Here is a 17,306-nt window from a genome sequence, read left to right as displayed (position 1 = left end):
ATTGAGTAATTTTTATTAAGAATTCAATATTTTTTTTATCAAATTGCTAACAAAAATTCAACAGAATCTACACTATCCGCATAATCCCAAAGTTGAGGTTTTTGAGTGTGCCCAAAAGCCACTTCGTTTTCCATAAAATTTTTGGAAACAATACATTGAATTTGATGCGATTCAGCTTTTAATTTAGTTCGAAGTGCATCCAAACTATCATAATACTCGTAAAACGCCGTAGCGATAGGCGAGCTGTAGCTTTCATCTTCCTTTATCATGAAAAATCCGTTCTCTAGCATATCAAATTCGCTCATTAAATATACCGCCTTGTTATAATCGTAATTGTTGGCGTATTTTGCCTTTTCTACGATAGGATGCCAATGGTAAATAGCTTCAAAAAAAGGATTGAAGTCATAACCTTTCGGAACAAATAACTTGGAAACATTTCTACAGCCCAAACCGTAATATCGAAATATATCTTCTGAAAGCTGTTGCAAATCTTCGGTGGATTCATTTCCTGTTAATACTGCTACCGAATTTCGATTATTTCTTATGATGGAAGGTTTATCCTTAAAATAATATTCAAAATAGCGTGCCGTATTGTTACTTCCCGTGGCGATTACAGCATCAAAATCTTCAAGATTTTCTTCTGAAAAATGGATGTTTCCTTTGAAGTTTGGTGCTACATATTCCAAATATTTTGCTAAAAATGGTAATAAATGCTTGTCGTTTGAGGATTGCTTTACCAGCACCTGATACCCCGTGATGAGTACCGCCAAAAAATCGTGAAATCCTACCAACGGGATATTGCCCGCCATAATTATAGCGACGGTTTTTGGTGTTACTTTAGAAAAATCATAAGGTTGCACCCACTTTGAAAGATTTTCGGGCGTTAGCGCATCAGCCCAAGAGTTTAAGGCGAATGTTATGTTTTCTAGGGTAAACCAGCCGTTATGTTCTTCTGCTAATTTTAGTTGATGTTTAAAACCGTCGAAGAACAACGCGTTATGTTCCACTTTTTCATCTTTCCGGATGTTTGTATTAGAAAATTGCCGTATAAAATCTCCTAATTTTACAAAAGCGTTAATTCTTTCTTGTAATTGCATCCTGAATTTGGTTATGAATGGTTTTGGCTCTATTTTTGCGACTGCAAAGTTAGAAAGAAAAAAACGCTATGGCAATTATAATAACAGACGAATGTATAAACTGCGGTGCTTGTGAGCCAGAATGCCCCAATACCGCTATATATGAAGGTGCCGACGATTGGCGCTATAAAGATGGTACCAGTTTGGAAGGTAAGGTAGTGCTTACTGACGGTAGGGAAGTGGATGCTGATGAAGCCCAAGAACCCGTAAGTGACGAACTATACTATATTGTACCAGATAAATGTACGGAATGTAAAGGCTTTCATGACGAGCCACAATGTGCGGCGGTATGCCCTGTGGACTGTTGTGTACCAGATGAAGATGTTGTGGAAACCGAAGAAGAATTGTTGGCAAAACAACGCTTTATGCATCCAGACGGATAATTGATAAACGACAGTAAAGAATATGGAAACCCTGAGCGAAAGCTTGGGGTTTTTTGGATAAGATTTCAATTGAATTCACTACCTTTAAAATAACCATGCGTTTTAAAATCATCACTACCATGAAACTTAAACAGTATTTAACTCTTTTTGCATTATTATATTTTGGTTTTAATTTTTCACAATCAAACCTATCTACCAAAAATTCTAAGCCAATATTAAGGATAAACTTTGATGATAATACTAACTCAAAAGAATATAAGGCTATCGTTAATCTTAAAAATGTTGAAATTGCAGAGGGTAAAGGTATAGACGGGTCAACTGGTATTAGAGCTAGTTATGTTGGTTTCGATAAAGGAAGTGAACGCATGGTAAATCATATCCGACTGCCAGATTCATTTCATGAAGCAACTCTTAATTATGCTGTTACTTTTGACCAAGATTTTCAATTTCCAAGAGGTGGAAAATTGCATGGTCTCGCCCCAGTAAATAGAATTACAGGGGGTAAACCAATGCAAAAAGATGGATGGAGTGCTCGTATTTGTTTCAAAAAAGATGGGGTTATTACTTCCTAATATTTACCACCAAAACTTGAAAGGAAAATATGGCGAGGGTAAACCATCACCAGACTTTTGTTTTAAAAAAGGAAGGTATTATCAAATGGCTCTTTACGTTAAAATTAATATGCCAGCTTCTGCCTCAAATGGTGAAGTGACAATTTATGCCAATGGAAAGGAAATATCATCTTATAAAGGTTTGCAATTAAGAGCAGTTGAAGGGAAAGATACTGAAATTAATACTTTTCTTTTTTCAACTTTTCATGGTGGTAATTCCTCAGATTTTGCACCAAAAGACAGTAATGGTAGTTATACTACTGTTTACGCTTGGTTTGATGATTTTGAAGTTTACGAAGGTTTACATGTTGTTGCACGTAAGAATTAATTTTTTACAATGCACCCTAAAAAAATGCTTACGCTTGTTTGATTTTACTTATTTCTCCAAACGAGTTAGCATTAACTTATAAATATTACTACAGCTAAACCAAAACCCCCAGATTTATAATAATTTAAGTTGTATCTTCAGTTTTAAATTAATGATTATGAATACGTTGGTGAATAAAAGTCTATTTCCATTTAGTTTTATCGTAATTACACTTGGGCTTACATCAACAGCCTACACTCAAAAGGACCAAACCAACCAACATGACCAAGAGGTGGCGGATATGGTTTTCAAAATAAAAACTAGTGTAGACTCCAACTATGTTTATCCTTATGAAAACAGTAAATTTGTACCACCTGCGGGTAAAACCTTGTTGGTGATGGGGCAAACGGTGGAGCGTATTAATGAATATAAAAAAGCGTTTCCCAAACAGCCTAACCCTGGCGGTTGGTCAGCTTACTGGGCTGTTACAGAGTTTACTGGGGTTAAAGAAAAGCATACTAACAGTACGGGCACCAGCCAAAACCATCAAATGCTGGTGGATACATTTCCAAATGCCGTATTACACAGTGCCATGTGGATGGTAGGGAAGTGGAATGTTACCCAAAATACCATACTTGGCATCAACGATAAGGTCATCAAACGCTATGCAAAATGGATAAAAAAAGTAAAGCGCCCCGTGTATTTGCGTATTGGGTACGAGTTTGACGGTCCGCATAATGTTTTGGAGCCAGATGCTTATGTTAAGGCATACAGACATATTGTGGATATTTTACGCGCCGAAGGTGTGGATAATGTGGCGTACGTGTGGCATTCCTATGCCTCAATGCCATACAAGAATTATCCTGTATCCGATTGGTACCCGGGTGACGATTATGTGGATTGGGTAGGCATTTCCATTTTTGGTCATGCTTACGCCGAAGCGGGTATCGGTAAGGAAGGTATTACCGTTTTGGATTTTGCCAAAGCCCATAAAAAGCCAGTGATGATTTCTGAGGCTAACCCTATTTTCGGCGTTGATAAAAACAATCCTAAAGTTTGGGACGATTGGTTTGTAAACTTCTTTTCCCTGGTTTACCATAAAAACATAAAAGCGGTGTGTTTTATTAACGAAGATTGGACGAGCACGAATATTGAAGGCATCTCCCATTGGAAAGATGCACGCCTGTACAATAATGAATTGGTTTCCAAAGCATGGTTTAAGGAAACGGGCAAGGACAAATATTTAAAAGCGAGCGATGACCTTTTTGAACAATTGGGGTATGAATGATAGTTTTAGTAGATTTTTTATACCACGCTAATCTTCAACCTTAAAAAGATTTATACTATAACAAATTTCAACTTCGGTTTATTTTTCAGAACCCTCAAAAGCCTTCATCTCCAAAGACGGTTCTAAAACACCTTCACTGTCCCAAATGGTGTTCTGGTACTTACTCAACTTTATGAATGGGATTTTTTCAACTTGTTTTTCAGCCTGAAAGTCTAAAAAAGTTATGCTATTGTGCTTGGTAATTAAAAGCTCTTCTTTAGTTCTATTATCACCTTCCATTGTAAAATCAAAAGCTACTTTGTTGCGTTCACTGCTATTTTCAATAAACTTTAAAGGCCTGCTCACATAAAAATAACTGCCGTAGGTGCGCTTTATATATTTTGGATGATATAGACTGCTACTGTCTTTTTCAAAAATAATGGTGCCCTCACTTACATTTTCAATGTATTTTACACCTAAAAGTAAACGTAGATTAAATTTTTGCCCGCGTCTTCTTTTGTAATAGCCATAATCTGCCCTTGTAATGGCATAGATATCATCTACAACATAAAGCTTCCCAGTGTATTTGGCTTTACCTTTTCTTGGTATATAGGAAATAATATAGGTAAGTTCGCCATTGTTATAGCCCATATCCTCAAAGTTATATTCGTATAAATCGTTATCTAATATCTTGCTTAAAAATGCATTGTCGTAAAACTGTGCACGCTTCAATAAAGACTTGGTTTCATTGTTTAAATAGGATACCGTGTATTCGTTTTTATCATTTTCTTTAAAATCCTCATCATTTAAGGCCAATGAATCTTCAATTTTAAACAGTCCGGTTTTTAGTTTATACGTTTTGGTAGTATCCAGATAGGTAAGTATGATGTTTTGCATTTTCTCTTGGATGTTATCAATAGAGAAACTGTTTTTAGTATCTAATAACTCTGTAGCTTTTTCAACCTCAAGTTTAATACTGTCTTTATTTAAGGAAAATACTTTGCCTTTAAAATCTGAAAATTGCACCATATTGCTGTTTTTTACTTGATTAGCCAAAGCAGTTAAACTATTGTTTACACCTTCTAATTGTCTTTTTTTAACGTTTGATGCTTTATCAATTTCAAATTCTAAACTTTTAAAATCCACGTAGTCTGTGGTACGTTTAAACATATGGTATTGCTGTAAATCAATATTATAATTATCGGCAAGTTTTGCTTTCACTCTAGCAATAATAGAATCGGCATTTGGTGCTTTATTGCTAATAAAAACTTCATCTAGTTGATTAATGGCCTGTTGCAATTCAATAACGAAGTTAAGTGCTTTAATATCCTTTACAGTAAGCGTTTTATTTTCATAACCCATACAAGAAATGATGATGGATTTGGAGTCATCTTCAGAAGAAATGGTAAAAAAACCTTCATCGTTTGAAATCACCCCAGCATATTCTCCTGTTTTAATATTGGCATAGGGAATGGGTTTTTGTGATGATTTGTCAATAAGTCTTGCCGTGACACTCTGTGCAACTATAGAAAAACTAAACAGAAATAATAGCAATGTAAATTTGATTTTCATTTTGCTGATTGATGGTTTTGCCTATTCAACGAGCCAAAATAAATAATGTTACAGGGCATTTATGCCTTAAAAAACGGTTTTAACGTTTAATTAATGCTAATACAGTGTTTTTGCTAAATTCATCTTAAAATTCTACGGCCGTTTTTCTGTTTTATTAATTACATTTGCATTCGCAAAAATCACAGTAATTATGAAAGCAGGTATTGTAGGCTTACCCAATGTTGGAAAATCCACTTTATTTAATTGTTTATCAAATGCTAAGGCGCAAAGTGCAAACTTTCCGTTTTGTACCATTGAACCAAATATTGGCGTGGTAAACGTACCCGATCCAAGATTGGAAAAACTGGAAAGCTTGGTAAATCCAGAAAAAGTGATTCCGGCAACTGTTGAAATTGTAGATATTGCAGGATTGGTAAAAGGCGCCAGTAAAGGTGAGGGATTGGGAAACCAATTTTTAGCAAATATTAGGGAAACAGATGCGATTCTTCATGTGTTAAGATGTTTTGATAACGATAATATTGTGCATGTTGACGGTAGTGTAGACCCGATTCGTGACAAGGAAACCATTGATATGGAATTGCAGTTGAAAGATTTGGAGACTGCTGAAAAGAAGTTGGATAAGGTAAAGCGTGCCGCAAAAACGGGAAACAAAGAAGCGCAAAAAGAAGAGGCTGTTTTGCTGAAAATAAAAGAGGCTTTGGAATCTGGTACGTCTATTAGAGCTGTTGAATTTAGTGAAGAAGATTATGATGAATTTGTAAAACCTTTACAGTTTATTACCGATAAGGCCGTGATGTATGTGTGCAATGTTGATGAGGGTGCTGCTGTTTCTGGTAATGCCTATGTTGAAAAAGTTAAAGAGACTGTTAAGGATGAAAATGCTGAGGTTTTGGTTTTAGCTGTTGGAACTGAAGCGGATATTAACGAGTTGGACGATTATGAAGAGCGCCAAATGTTTTTGCAAGACATTGGTTTGGACGAACCTGGTTCAGCTAAATTAATTCGAGGGGCTTATAAATTGTTGAATCAACAAACCTATTTTACTGCAGGAGTTAAGGAAGTACGTGCTTGGACCGTTGATATAGGTGCCACCGCGCCACAAGCGGCAGGTGTAATTCATACCGATTTCGAAAAAGGGTTTATTCGCGCCGAGGTTATCGCTTATGATGATTATGTGTCTTATGGAAGCGAAGCTAAAGTTAAAGAAGCCGGTAAAATGCGCGTTGAGGGCAAGAATTATATTGTTAAGGATGGTGATGTGATGCATTTCTTGTTTAATGTGTAGTTATTTTTTTAATTTTTTCACCAACATTGTAAGATTTTAATTATTTCACGACAGAAGTTTATTATAGATCTTGCAATATGCCTTTAATTGAGATTGAAACGCACATAGAATGCGATATACAAACTTGTTTTGATGTCGCCAGAGACATTGATATTCACAAAGAATCTTTAAAACACACTGGTGAAATAGCCATAGCAGGTAAAATTACAGGTTTAATAGAACTTGGTGAATGGGTGAGTTGGGAAGCAAAACATTTTGGTTTTGTTCAGCACTTAACTTCTAGAATAACTGAATTTGAAAGTCCTATCTTTTTTGTGGATGAAATGGTTTTTGGGGCCTTTAAATCTTTTCGACATGAGCATATTTTCAAAGAGAAAGATAGCGGTACTATCATGATTGATAAGTTTTATTTTGAGTCACCTCTTGGTATTTTAGGGCATGCCGCCAATACATTGTTTCTTAAACGCTATATGCTTAAGCTATTAAAGACCAGAAATGCGGTAATTAAGAATAAAGCAGAAGTATTGTTTGCAGAAAAAAATAATACTTCCGATAAATTAGTAAAAACAGGCAATGTACTTCAACTTTAGTAAGTTGAGAATGTGATGTTTTTATAAAGCTGAACGTCGTATTTTCTATCAATACGCAAATTCATAAAATAGCGACCTTTTTAACTTCGTTTTATGAATTCAAAAAAGAACTTCTGGTTAGGTATTGGTACTGGTGTTTTAGGCGTGGTTTTATTTTCATCAAAAGCGGTGATGGTAAAGCTTGCATATAAGTTTGATGTTGATGCTATTAGTGTTTTATTGCTTAGAATGTCGTTTTCTTTCCCGATTTACATCATCATCGCTTATTTATATCGACACCAAAACACATCAATACATACTAGTTCGAAAGATTATTTATGGCTCATTTTTTTTGGTTTTGTTGGTTATTATTTGGCAAGTTATTTCGACTTTATAGGTCTCACTTATATTAAAGCCAGTTTAGAGCGTATTATTCTTTTTTTATATCCAACAATTGTGTTATTGCTGAACAGGTTTTTTTTAAAACAAAACATCACTACACCGCAAATAATAGCTATTACCTTAACGTATTTGGGTATTGTTATAGCCTTTTGGGATGAGGTAAATATTTCAGGTGAAGGTACGCTTCTAGGAGGTTCTTTTATTCTATTAAGTGCTATTGCGTACGCCTCTTATTTGGTTGGTAGCGGTTGGTTAATTCCCAAATTTGGTATAATGAAATTTACATCCTATGCCATGGTTGTATCTTGTATATGTGTATTTATTCATTATGCCTTGGTAAATAAAACAGATATATTAAATTTACCATGGGAGGTGTATTTTCTCGGATTTTTAATTGCTGTTTTTGCTACAGTTGTACCTTCGTTTTTAGTTTCTACTTCAATTAAAATGATTAGTTCATCAAACTTTGCGGTAGTTGCTGGGGTAGGGCCTATTTCTACGATAATTTTGGCGGTAATTTTTTTAGAAGAACGCCTTACTATCCTTCAATTATTTGGCGCTTTGATTGTTGTCTTAGGAGTTTTATTCATATCACTCCATAAGTCAAGTAAAACATAGGGAAATGTTCTCAACAATATTGCAATTTTATTGTTAATTACTTTGTTTCGTCACTGTTTTATATTTTGATATGTTATGCTATATTAGCGTGCTATCACAAAACTTATACCAATTGTCACTTGAAATTGCCGTAAAAGAAAATGATGATTTTTTTCTTTATATGAATTACAAAAATAAAGCATAGCCTTAGTTACGGTTTCTTTTTTTAATGAAATAGAAAGGAAAAAAGGGCGTTTTATTACGGTAATTTCAAGTGACAATTGGTATTATACCCTTATTTATGGCAGAACAAACCAAGTATACCGAAGATAATATACGTTCACTAGATTGGAAAGAGCATATCCGTATGCGTCCTGGAATGTATATTGGAAAACTAGGTGATGGGTCTTCGCCAGATGACGGTATTTACATCCTTTTAAAAGAGGTGTTAGACAACTCCATTGATGAGTTTGTTATGGGAGCGGGAAAAACCATTGAAATTTCCATCCAAGGCAGTAAGGTTATCGTTCGTGATTATGGTCGTGGTATTCCTTTAGGAAAGGTGGTTGATGTAGTTTCCAAAATGAATACAGGTGGGAAGTATGATTCCAAAGCTTTTAAAAAGTCAGTTGGATTGAATGGTGTTGGTACTAAAGCAGTAAATGCATTATCTAATTATTTCAGGGTTGAATCCAATAGAGACGGAAAATCCGCTGCTGCAGAATTTGAACAAGGCAATCTTACCAATCAAGAATTACTTGACGATACTACAAGACGAAAAGGGACGAAAGTGTCGTTTATCCCTGATGAATCCATTTTTAAAAACTATAAATACCGTAGCGAATATGTAGTAAAAATGTTGAAGAACTATGTGTACCTTAATCCTGGACTAACCATAGTTTTTAATGGTGAAAAATATTTTAGTGAAAATGGATTGAAGGATCTTCTTGCTGAAAAAATTGCTGAATCTGATTTACTTTACCCAATCATCCATTTACATGGTGATGATATAGAAATAGCACTTACGCACAGTAAAACCCAATATAGCGAGGAGTACAATAGTTTTGTAAACGGACAGAACACTACACAAGGCGGTACGCATTTAAATGCGTTTCGGGAAGCTGTTGTAAAAACGGTAAGAGAGTTTTATGGTAAAAACTTTGATGCTTCAGACATAAGAAAATCCATTGTTAGTGCAATTGCGATCAAGGTAATGGAGCCCGTTTTTGAAAGTCAGACCAAAACGAAATTAGGTTCCACAGATATGGGAGGGGATTACCCAACGGTAAGGACTTACATCAATGACTTTGTAAAAACGAAACTGGATAACTATTTTCATAAGAATCCTGAAACTGCCGAAAAATTACAACGTAAAATTCTTCAAGCAGAGCGAGAGCGAAAGGAACTTTCAGGCATAAGAAAATTAGCAAGGGACAGAGCTAAGAAAGCCAGCCTTCATAATAAAAAATTGCGTGATTGCCGTGTGCATTTTGGAGATACCAAGAACGAAAGAAACTTAGAAACCACACTTTTTATTACAGAGGGAGATTCCGCATCTGGGAGTATTACAAAATCAAGAGATGTAAATACCCAAGCGGTTTTCAGTTTAAAGGGTAAACCATTAAACTCCTATGGCTTAAGTAAAAAGATAGTTTACGAAAACGAAGAGTTTAATCTACTGCAAGCCGCATTGAATATTGAAGAATCTCTAGAAGATTTGAGATATAATAATGTGGTGATTGCAACGGATGCCGATGTGGATGGCATGCATATTCGTTTGCTGTTAATTACGTTCTTTTTGCAATTTTTCCCTGAGATTATTAAAGAAGGACATTTATATATCTTACAAACACCACTGTTTAGAGTTCGAAATAAAAAGGAAACTATTTATTGTTATTCTGAGGAAGAGCGCGTTGCGGCGATTGAAAAACTAAAACCAAAACCTGAGATTACAAGATTTAAAGGACTTGGTGAAATTTCCCCTGATGAGTTTAAACATTTTATTGGAGACGACATTAGGTTGGACCCTGTAATGCTCGATGATAATATGTCCATTGAAGAATTGTTGTCCTTTTACATGGGTAAAAATACACCAACACGTCAAGAATTTATTATCGATAATTTGAAAGTGGAATTGGATGTTGTTGAATAGTGTTTTTTTAAATAAAATTCATCATTTATAGGCTGTGATAATTTGTTTTAGATACGAGAGATTCTTATTTTAGATAAGAGAATTTGTTTCACACATAAAACTAAACTAAAATGTTATATAGTAAAGAAAAAGAATTTAGAAAACGTTCGTACGCACACTTTCACATTCATACAAGTAGTGAGCAAGTGCATAGGTTACAGCGAAGAGGAAGGGTAATGCTTAATGGGAAACCGAAAAAATAAAAGTGCTGAATGATTGAAGAAGGTGACGATTTAAATAACGAACATAACGAAGAGCCCCAAGAAACCATTACCCGTGTTACGGGTATGTACAAAGACTGGTTTTTAGACTATGCGTCGTACGTTATCCTAGAACGTGCTGTTCCTGCCATTGAGGACGGATTTAAACCTGTGCAGCGCCGTATCATGCATTCTATGAAAGACCTTGACGATGGTCGCTATAACAAAGTGGCAAACATTGTTGGGCACACCATGCAATATCACCCACACGGGGATGCAAGTATTGCGGACGCCATGGTGCAAATTGGTCAGAAAGACCTATTAATAGACACCCAAGGAAACTGGGGGAATATCTTAACAGGAGATAGTGCTGCTGCTTCACGTTATATTGAAGCGCGCCTGTCTAAGTTCGCGTTGGATGTTGTTTATAACCCTAAAATTACGGAGTGGCAAGCCAGTTATGATGGGCGAAGAAAAGAACCCATAAATCTTCCTGTAATGTTCCCACTGCTTTTGGCACAAGGAGGAGAGGGAATTGCCGTTGGCTTATCCACAAAAATATTACCACATAATTTCATAGAATTGATTGATGCCTCCGTAAAGCATTTACAAGGCAAACGGTTTACCATTGTACCAGATTTTCCAACTGGTGGAATAGCAGATTTTTCGAATTATAATGATGGCAATAGAGGAGGAAAAGTTCGTGTTCGTGCAAAAATTTCCCAATTAGATAAAAATACCCTTGTAATTACCGAATTACCTTTTGGTACTACTACATCATCTTTGATTGATTCAATTTTAAAAGCTAATGATAAGGGAAAAATCAAAGTAAAAAAGATTGAAGACAATACAGCAGCTGAGGTTGAAATTTTAGTGCATTTGCCTTCAGGATTATCGCCTGATAAAACTATAGATGCGTTGTATGCCTTTACAAGTTGTGAATCGTCCATTTCTCCATTAGGATGCGTAATTGAAGACAATAAACCACTGTTTATTGGAGTTTCTGAAATGTTACGTCGCTCTACGGACAATACGGTTCAGCTGTTAAAGCAAGAGCTAGAAATTAAATTGGGTGAGCTTGAAGAGCAATGGCACTTTGCTTCTTTGGAGCGTATCTTTATTGAAAATAGAATTTACCGTGATATTGAGGAAGAGGAAACCTGGGAAGGTGTTATTTCGGCTATCGATAAAGGACTGCAACCTTACATCAAACATCTAAAAAGAGCCGTAACTGAAGATGATATTGTGCGCTTGACTGAAATTCGTATCAAACGGATTTCAAAGTTTGATATTGATAAAGCACAGCAAAAAATTGATGCCCTAGAAGAACAGATTGCTGAGGTGAAGCATCATTTAGCAAATTTAATAGAATACGCCATCGCCTATTTTCAAAGGCTTAAAAAAGAGTACGGGGAAGGACGAGAGCGCAAAACGGAGATTAGAACCTTTGATGATGTTGATGCTACAAAAGTAGTTATTAGAAATACTAAGCTCTACGTAAATAGAGAAGAAGGTTTTGTGGGAACGTCCTTGCGCAGAAACGAATATGTGTGCGATTGTAGTGATATTGATGATATTATCGTATTTACTAAAGAAGGAAAAATGATGGTAACAAAAGTTGATTCTAAAACTTTTGTTGGTAAGGACATTATTCATGTTGCAGTCTTTAAAAAGAAAGACAAGCGTACCATTTACAATATGATTTATCGTGATGGTCTGAAAGGGCCGTCTTATATAAAGCGTTTTGCCGTTACTAGCATCACTAGGGATAGGGAATACGATTTAACAAATGGAAATAAAGGGTCAGTTGTCCTCTATTTTTCCGCTAACCCTAATGGCGAAGCCGAAATAGTTTCTATTAATTTAAGACAAGCTGGCAGTATTAAAAAGCTAAAATGGGATATTGATTTTGCTGATATTTTAATTAAGGGACGGGCTTCAAAAGGGAATTTGGTAACCAAATATCCTGTGAAACGTGTAGAACTTAAAGAAAAAGGTGTATCTACATTAAAACCACGTAAGATATGGTTTGATGAGACGGTACAAAGAATCAATGTGGACGGCAGAGGAGAACTTATTGGGGAATTTAGAGGTGAAGACAAGTTGCTTATAATCAATCAATCTGGTATAGCAAAAACAGTTACCCCTGAGGTAACCATGCATTTTGATAGCGATATGATTGTACTTGAAAAATGGGTGCCTAAAAAACCAATTTCAGCAATTTACTTTAATGGCGAAAAGGAATTGTATTACGTAAAGCGTTTTTTAATTGAAAACGAAGGTAGAGAAGAAAGTTTTGTGCCGGATAGTCAGGGATCTCAATTAGAGGTTGTATCTACCGATTGGAAACCAATGGCTGAGATTGTTTTTGCCAAGGAACGAGGGAAAGATAGAAGGGATAATTTGGAAGTAAACCTTGAGGAGTTTATTGATATAAAAGGTGTAAATGCCCAAGGTAATCAGCTTACTAAGTATAAAGTAAACCAAATCAATTTATTGGATCCTCTGCCTTATGAAGCTCCGGAAGAAGTGCATGCGGATGATTTAGAGGTTGTGGACGAAAAAGAAGTCCCTGCTGAAACAAATGAAAATAGAAAGGCAGAAGAGGAAGATTCCAATGGAGAAAAGGATGATGACGGACAGATTACACTGTTTTAAATGAAGTTTTTTAAAAAGCTCAGACCTTTAATCGCTATTCTGTTTCCTATTTTGCTGATTACTGGCATCTTGATAATACTTTTTGAGTGGCGCTGGTCTTTTCCCTTTTCCATTACTCTACCTTTTTTAGTTATTGTCACTTTCATGCAGTTATTGTTTTTGCTGTACAGAAGAAGACGTTATGCATTTTTGAATATCCTTTCCCTTGTATTGTTTTTTTTCTTTTTTGATTCCTTTTATCAATTCAATTTCTATTCTGATGAAAAACAAGGAGAAAATTCTGTTTCAATTTTATCATATAATGCTAATTGGTCTAATTTCGCTCACAGGGGTATTGACTATAAGGACAAAAAAATTGTAGAGTTTATAAAGCAACAGAATGCTGATGTTGTTTGCTTTCAAGAATTTTCGGCTATAAAATATCATCTTTTTAGAAAGGACTATCCCCATTGGGTGAAAACTAATTTGATGACAAGAAAGCAAAAATCAGTGTTATCAGTATTTTCAAAATATCCAATTTTGAACGAAGGGTATGTTGAGTTTCTTGATAGCAGAAATAATGCAATGTTTGTTGATATTGATTTTAATGGGAAAATCGTTCGACTGTATAACATTCATCTTGAATCTAATAGAATGGATAGTGTGCCCGAATTATATAACATAAATAGTTATACGAATTTAATTAGTAGAAGCTGTGATGCTGAAATAAAAAGAATAGAACAAGCTCATTTGATCAAAGAACACATGAAAGGATTTGGAGGAAATATTATTATAACTGGGGACTTTAATTGCACACAATATTCTTCTGCGTATCTTGTTTTAAAAGATACTAAGAAAGATACATTTGTTGAAGCTGGTAGTGGTTTTGGTGGTACGTATGAGCTGTTTAACTATCCTTTTAAAATAGATCATATTTTAGTTGATGACGAAATAGAAGTCATTAGTCATAAAAATTTTAAGATTGGTTTATCTGATCATGAGCCTATTATGGCAGAAATAAAACTATAGGATTTATAGTTCAAGCATAACATCTTCCGAAGAAAATAACGTTATGAGATTACTTAAGAATAGCTCGTAATTTTTCAATTCTTGTTTAGCAATAAACTCATTTGCTCTATGTGCTTGCTTAATAGATCCAGGACCACAGATAATACTCTGTAAACCGGCTTCATTATATTGTCCAGCTTCAGAGGCATAAGCGACAGTACCAATATTAGTATTAGAATTTATTTTTGACATCAATTTTACAACGTCACTATCGGCTTTACTGTCATATGGCGTAACTGGTGGATGAATTTCTTCCGTTTCAATTTTAAAATCTGGAAATGTAGGTTTTAGTTCCTGGATTCTTGTTTTACAATGTTGCTTAAATGCGCTAACAACTTCTTCTAAATTGTCATCGGGAATCATTCTGGCATCCCATGAGAAATAAGCTTTATCAGCAATTACATTCGGGGCGATACCACCTTGAATTATACCCGTATGCAATGAGGAATGTGGCGGGGAAAAACGCTTGTCGGTATTTCCAAATGCAACCAAATCGTTCATTTTAGATTCTAACCAAAGCACCAATCTCGCCGCTTCATGTATCGCACTTACTTCCTGCTTTATTCTACTACTATGGCCTGCGGAACCGTTTACTCTTGTGGTATATAAACAGATACCTTTATGCCCAATAATAGGCTGTAGAAGTGAAGGTTCGCCAATAATGGCATATTTTGGCGTTTCAGGATAATGATTTTGAAGATGCCTTATTAGTTCTGGTGCAGATAGACAACCGATTTCCTCATCATATGAAAATGCAAAATAGATGGGTTTTTTAAGATTTGCTTTTACTAACTCTGGAAGCATGTTTAAGCAACATGCTAAAAACCCTTTCATATCACAAGCACCACGTCCATAGAGTTTACCATCCCCTTTATCTGTTAAGACAAAGGGATCAGTATCCCAATCTTGACCTTTAACGGGAACAACATCGGTATGTCCAGATAAGATAATACCACCATCCTCAGAAGGACCAATTCTGCAATGTAATGATGCCTTTGTATTTTCAGCATTAGGAACCAATGTACAGGAAAACCCAAAGGATTCAATATATTCTCTTATCCAATGGATGATTGATAAGTTGCTTTCTCCACCCAAAACTGGAAAAGAAACTAGTTTAGCCAAAATATCTTCTGTATTCATATCATTTCTATTTCTATGGATGTGATAATTTTTGAAATATCATCTCGATAGTTAAACCAAGTCGTATTTTCATTTTTTCTAAACCACGTACCTTGACGTTTTGCAAAGCGCCGTGTATTTTTCTTTATTTCCGAAATGGCAAAATCTAAAGTCCACTCGCCTTCAAAATATTTAAAAAGCTCTTTGTAACCTACCGTATTTAGAGCGTTTAAATCTTTATGAGGTATCAAAGCTTTTATCTCGTCAAGCAAGCCTTCTTTTAACATAATATCTACACGTTGGTTGATACGATGATAAACTATTTCTCTGTCTGCAGTTAAACCAATACTGATTGTTTTAAAATCGCGATGTTGCTTACCTTGATTTAAGAAAGACGAATAAGGTTTGCCTGTACCAAGCGATACCTCTAAAGCGCGAATAATGCGATGAGGGTTTTCCACTGCAATTGTGTTAAAGCTTTTTTCATCTAACGCCTTAAGTTGTTTTTGCAAATGTGATATTCCTTTAGTTTCCAAATCAAAATTTAACTGTTTTCTGATAGAAGGATCGATATCTGGAAAATGATCTAAACCTTTGACAACAGCGTCAACATAAAGTCCAGAACCTCCAACCATAATTACGGTATTATGCTTTTCGAATAAGGTTTTTAGAAGTTGCAATGCATCTTTTTCAAAACTGCCAACACTGTAATTGTCTGTTATAGATTTATGATGTATAAAATGGTGCTTAGCCGCAGATAATTCCTGTTGCGAGGGTGCTGCCGTACCTATTTGCATTTCTTTGTAGAACTGACGCGAATCTGCAGAAATTATTTCTGTTTTAAAGTGTTGTGCCAACTTTATGCTCAAAGCAGTTTTGCCGATTGCTGTTGGACCAACTATGGTGATGAGGTATTTCTGTTTTTGTTCTATTTGTCTTATTTTTTATTAAAAAGTAAAGGTACTATGAAAAACAAATTGAACCAAAGCATGGGAATGAAAATGATTTTTGTAGATAATTGCGCAAGGGATTGAACGGCATGTTTGAAATCCCCGACGAAGGAGGGATTGAGTAGTGAAAGCCCGACCCTTGTGGTTGCGCCCAAAACTTAAATATGTAATTTTTCGCCACAATTATAGCAAAAATCTGCCTTGTCTTTATGGTTTTCGGCGAGACAGTTTTCGCAAGATTTGGAGTTGAGCTCAGGATTTGTGACGTCATTGTTATTTTTATCCTTTCCTTGGGCGGTATATTCTGCCGAAACAATTCCTGTAGGCACAGCGATAATGCCATAACCCAAAATCATGATAAGTGCCGCAATAAATTGCCCAAGCGGTGTAACTGGGGCGATATCGCCAAAACCAACAGTGGTAAGGGTTACAATACACCAATATACACTTACAGGAATGCTGGAAAACCCACTTTCTTCTCCTTCTATAAGGTACATTAACGTGCCAAAAATGATACACAAAATTAACACAGCAAAAAGGAATACGGATATTTTTGCACGGCTTGATTTTATGGCTGACATCAATAGGTTTGATGCACCTAAATATCGCGCAAGTTTTAATATTCTAAAAACCCTTAAAAGGCGTAACGCCCTAAGGGCAGCCAGGGCATGAATGCCGCCAAATAGTAACGAGATATATTTTGGAATTGTTGACAGTAAATCAATAATACCGTAAAAGCTAAAGATATATTTGTATGGCTTTTTTACCGTAATGATGCGCGCAATGTACTCTATACTGAAAAGGATAGTAATTATCCATTCGGAAACATTTAAAAAGGTATGGTACTTTTCGTCAAAACTCTTTATGCTTTCCAGCATTACTAAAATAATACTAGCAATAATTGCTATCAGGAGTATAACATCAAATAGTTTTCCTGCTGGGGTATCTGCCTCATAAATTATATCATGCAGTTTACTGCGCCAACTTTGTTGCTTGGTGTTTTCCATAGTAC

Annotated in this window: 15 protein-coding genes; 10 read left to right on the top strand and 5 right to left on the bottom strand. The window is 35.5% G+C overall.

All coding sequences use genetic code 11. The features are described 5' to 3' along the window. Window positions 1–38: 38 nt before the first annotated feature. Window positions 39–1,097: an acyl-CoA reductase gene (locus EYD45_RS15230; protein WP_130965430.1), complete on the bottom strand. Its 1,059-nt coding sequence runs from the start codon at window positions 1,095–1,097 to the stop codon at window positions 39–41. Between the two features lie 68 nt (window positions 1,098–1,165). Here EYD45_RS15230 and EYD45_RS15225 point away from each other — a divergent pair, with 68 nt between their 5' ends. From EYD45_RS15225 to EYD45_RS15210, 4 genes are all read left to right on the top strand, one after another. Then, on the top strand, window positions 1,166–1,519 hold the full coding sequence (locus EYD45_RS15225) for a 4Fe-4S dicluster domain-containing protein (RefSeq protein ID WP_130965429.1): 354 nt from the start codon (window positions 1,166–1,168) through the stop codon (window positions 1,517–1,519). 53 nt (window positions 1,520–1,572) lie between these two features. Beyond that, window positions 1,573–2,091, top strand: a complete 519-nt coding sequence (locus EYD45_RS15220; RefSeq protein ID WP_130965427.1) for a polysaccharide lyase — start codon at window positions 1,573–1,575, stop codon at window positions 2,089–2,091. Beyond that, on the top strand, window positions 2,072–2,458 hold the full coding sequence (locus EYD45_RS15215) for a polysaccharide lyase (protein ID WP_130965426.1): 387 nt from the start codon (window positions 2,072–2,074) through the stop codon (window positions 2,456–2,458). Before EYD45_RS15220 ends, EYD45_RS15215 begins: the two co-directional genes overlap by 20 nt. Window positions 2,459–2,615: 157 nt before the next feature. Further along, complete coding sequence (locus tag EYD45_RS15210; protein ID WP_165453951.1) at window positions 2,616–3,725, top strand: glycoside hydrolase family 26 protein; 1,110 nt, start codon at window positions 2,616–2,618, stop codon at window positions 3,723–3,725. Between the two features lie 78 nt (window positions 3,726–3,803). Here EYD45_RS15210 and EYD45_RS15205 read toward each other — a convergent pair whose 3' ends face one another. After that, complete coding sequence (locus EYD45_RS15205; protein ID WP_130965422.1) at window positions 3,804–5,276, bottom strand: carboxypeptidase-like regulatory domain-containing protein; 1,473 nt, start codon at window positions 5,274–5,276, stop codon at window positions 3,804–3,806. Window positions 5,277–5,466: 190 nt separating this feature from the next. On the opposite strand from EYD45_RS15205, the gene ychF reads away from it, so the two are divergent. The 6 genes from ychF (at window position 5,467) to EYD45_RS15175 (ending at window position 14,186) form a co-directional block, all read left to right on the top strand. After that, window positions 5,467–6,561: a redox-regulated ATPase YchF gene (ychF, locus tag EYD45_RS15200; RefSeq protein ID WP_130965420.1), complete on the top strand. Its 1,095-nt coding sequence runs from the start codon at window positions 5,467–5,469 to the stop codon at window positions 6,559–6,561. A gap of 77 nt (window positions 6,562–6,638) precedes the next feature. Continuing rightward, window positions 6,639–7,151, top strand: a complete 513-nt coding sequence (locus EYD45_RS15195; protein WP_130965418.1) for an SRPBCC family protein — start codon at window positions 6,639–6,641, stop codon at window positions 7,149–7,151. Window positions 7,152–7,244: 93 nt separating this feature from the next. Then, entirely contained in the window at window positions 7,245–8,150 is a 906-nt protein-coding gene (locus EYD45_RS15190; RefSeq protein ID WP_130965416.1) for a DMT family transporter, read from the top strand. 280 nt (window positions 8,151–8,430) lie between these two features. After that, on the top strand, window positions 8,431–10,281 hold the full coding sequence (locus EYD45_RS15185) for a DNA topoisomerase IV subunit B (RefSeq protein ID WP_130965415.1): 1,851 nt from the start codon (window positions 8,431–8,433) through the stop codon (window positions 10,279–10,281). A gap of 251 nt (window positions 10,282–10,532) precedes the next feature. Then, the gene (locus tag EYD45_RS15180) at window positions 10,533–13,178 is read left to right on the top strand and encodes a DNA gyrase/topoisomerase IV subunit A (protein ID WP_130965414.1); all 2,646 of its coding nucleotides are present in this window, start codon (window positions 10,533–10,535) and stop codon (window positions 13,176–13,178) included. Beyond that, a complete protein-coding gene (locus tag EYD45_RS15175; protein ID WP_130965413.1) occupies window positions 13,179–14,186 on the top strand; it encodes an endonuclease/exonuclease/phosphatase family protein in 1,008 nt (335 codons plus the stop codon). A gap of 3 nt (window positions 14,187–14,189) precedes the next feature. Here the strand turns inward: EYD45_RS15175 and argE are convergent, their stop codons facing one another. The 3 genes from argE to EYD45_RS15160 all read right to left on the bottom strand — a co-directional run bounded on the left by argE (window position 14,190) and on the right by EYD45_RS15160 (window position 17,301). Next, the gene (argE, locus tag EYD45_RS15170; RefSeq protein WP_130965412.1) at window positions 14,190–15,365 is read right to left on the bottom strand and encodes an acetylornithine deacetylase; all 1,176 of its coding nucleotides are present in this window, start codon (window positions 15,363–15,365) and stop codon (window positions 14,190–14,192) included. Further along, a complete protein-coding gene (gene miaA / locus EYD45_RS15165) occupies window positions 15,362–16,276 on the bottom strand; it encodes a tRNA (adenosine(37)-N6)-dimethylallyltransferase MiaA (protein WP_130965411.1) in 915 nt (304 codons plus the stop codon). Before miaA ends, argE begins: the two co-directional genes overlap by 4 nt. Window positions 16,277–16,452: 176 nt before the next feature. Beyond that, window positions 16,453–17,301 (bottom strand): ion transporter, encoded by an 849-nt coding sequence (locus EYD45_RS15160; protein ID WP_130965410.1) that lies wholly within the window; start codon window positions 17,299–17,301, stop codon window positions 16,453–16,455. Window positions 17,302–17,306: the final 5 nt, after the last annotated feature.

It is taken from the genome of Hyunsoonleella flava, from assembly GCF_004310325.1.
GTDB classification, from domain to species: Bacteria; Bacteroidota; Bacteroidia; order Flavobacteriales; family Flavobacteriaceae; genus Jejuia; species Jejuia flava.
The sequence above is the reverse complement of the archived record's forward strand: the minus strand, read 5'-3'. Positions and strand labels throughout refer to the sequence as shown.

What these genes read in the sequence shown, in the direction of transcription:
- EYD45_RS15230 (WP_130965430.1), bottom strand. Translation starts at nt 1,097, where the DNA reads ATGCAATTACAAGAAAGAATTAACGCTTTTGTAAAATTAGGAGATTTT.
- EYD45_RS15225 (WP_130965429.1), top strand. Translation starts at nt 1,166, where the DNA reads ATGGCAATTATAATAACAGACGAATGTATAAACTGCGGTGCTTGTGAG.
- EYD45_RS15215 (WP_130965426.1), top strand. Translation starts at nt 2,072, where the DNA reads ATGGGGTTATTACTTCCTAATATTTACCACCAAAACTTGAAAGGAAAA.
- EYD45_RS15210 (WP_165453951.1), top strand. Translation starts at nt 2,616, where the DNA reads ATGAATACGTTGGTGAATAAAAGTCTATTTCCATTTAGTTTTATCGTA.
- EYD45_RS15205 (WP_130965422.1), bottom strand. Translation starts at nt 5,276, where the DNA reads ATGAAAATCAAATTTACATTGCTATTATTTCTGTTTAGTTTTTCTATA.
- ychF (WP_130965420.1), top strand. Translation starts at nt 5,467, where the DNA reads ATGAAAGCAGGTATTGTAGGCTTACCCAATGTTGGAAAATCCACTTTA.
- EYD45_RS15195 (WP_130965418.1), top strand. Translation starts at nt 6,639, where the DNA reads ATGCCTTTAATTGAGATTGAAACGCACATAGAATGCGATATACAAACT.
- EYD45_RS15190 (WP_130965416.1), top strand. Translation starts at nt 7,245, where the DNA reads ATGAATTCAAAAAAGAACTTCTGGTTAGGTATTGGTACTGGTGTTTTA.
- EYD45_RS15185 (WP_130965415.1), top strand. Translation starts at nt 8,431, where the DNA reads ATGGCAGAACAAACCAAGTATACCGAAGATAATATACGTTCACTAGAT.
- EYD45_RS15180 (WP_130965414.1), top strand. Translation starts at nt 10,533, where the DNA reads ATGATTGAAGAAGGTGACGATTTAAATAACGAACATAACGAAGAGCCC.
- EYD45_RS15175 (WP_130965413.1), top strand. Translation starts at nt 13,179, where the DNA reads ATGAAGTTTTTTAAAAAGCTCAGACCTTTAATCGCTATTCTGTTTCCT.
- argE (WP_130965412.1), bottom strand. Translation starts at nt 15,365, where the DNA reads ATGAATACAGAAGATATTTTGGCTAAACTAGTTTCTTTTCCAGTTTTG.
- EYD45_RS15160 (WP_130965410.1), bottom strand. Translation starts at nt 17,301, where the DNA reads ATGGAAAACACCAAGCAACAAAGTTGGCGCAGTAAACTGCATGATATA.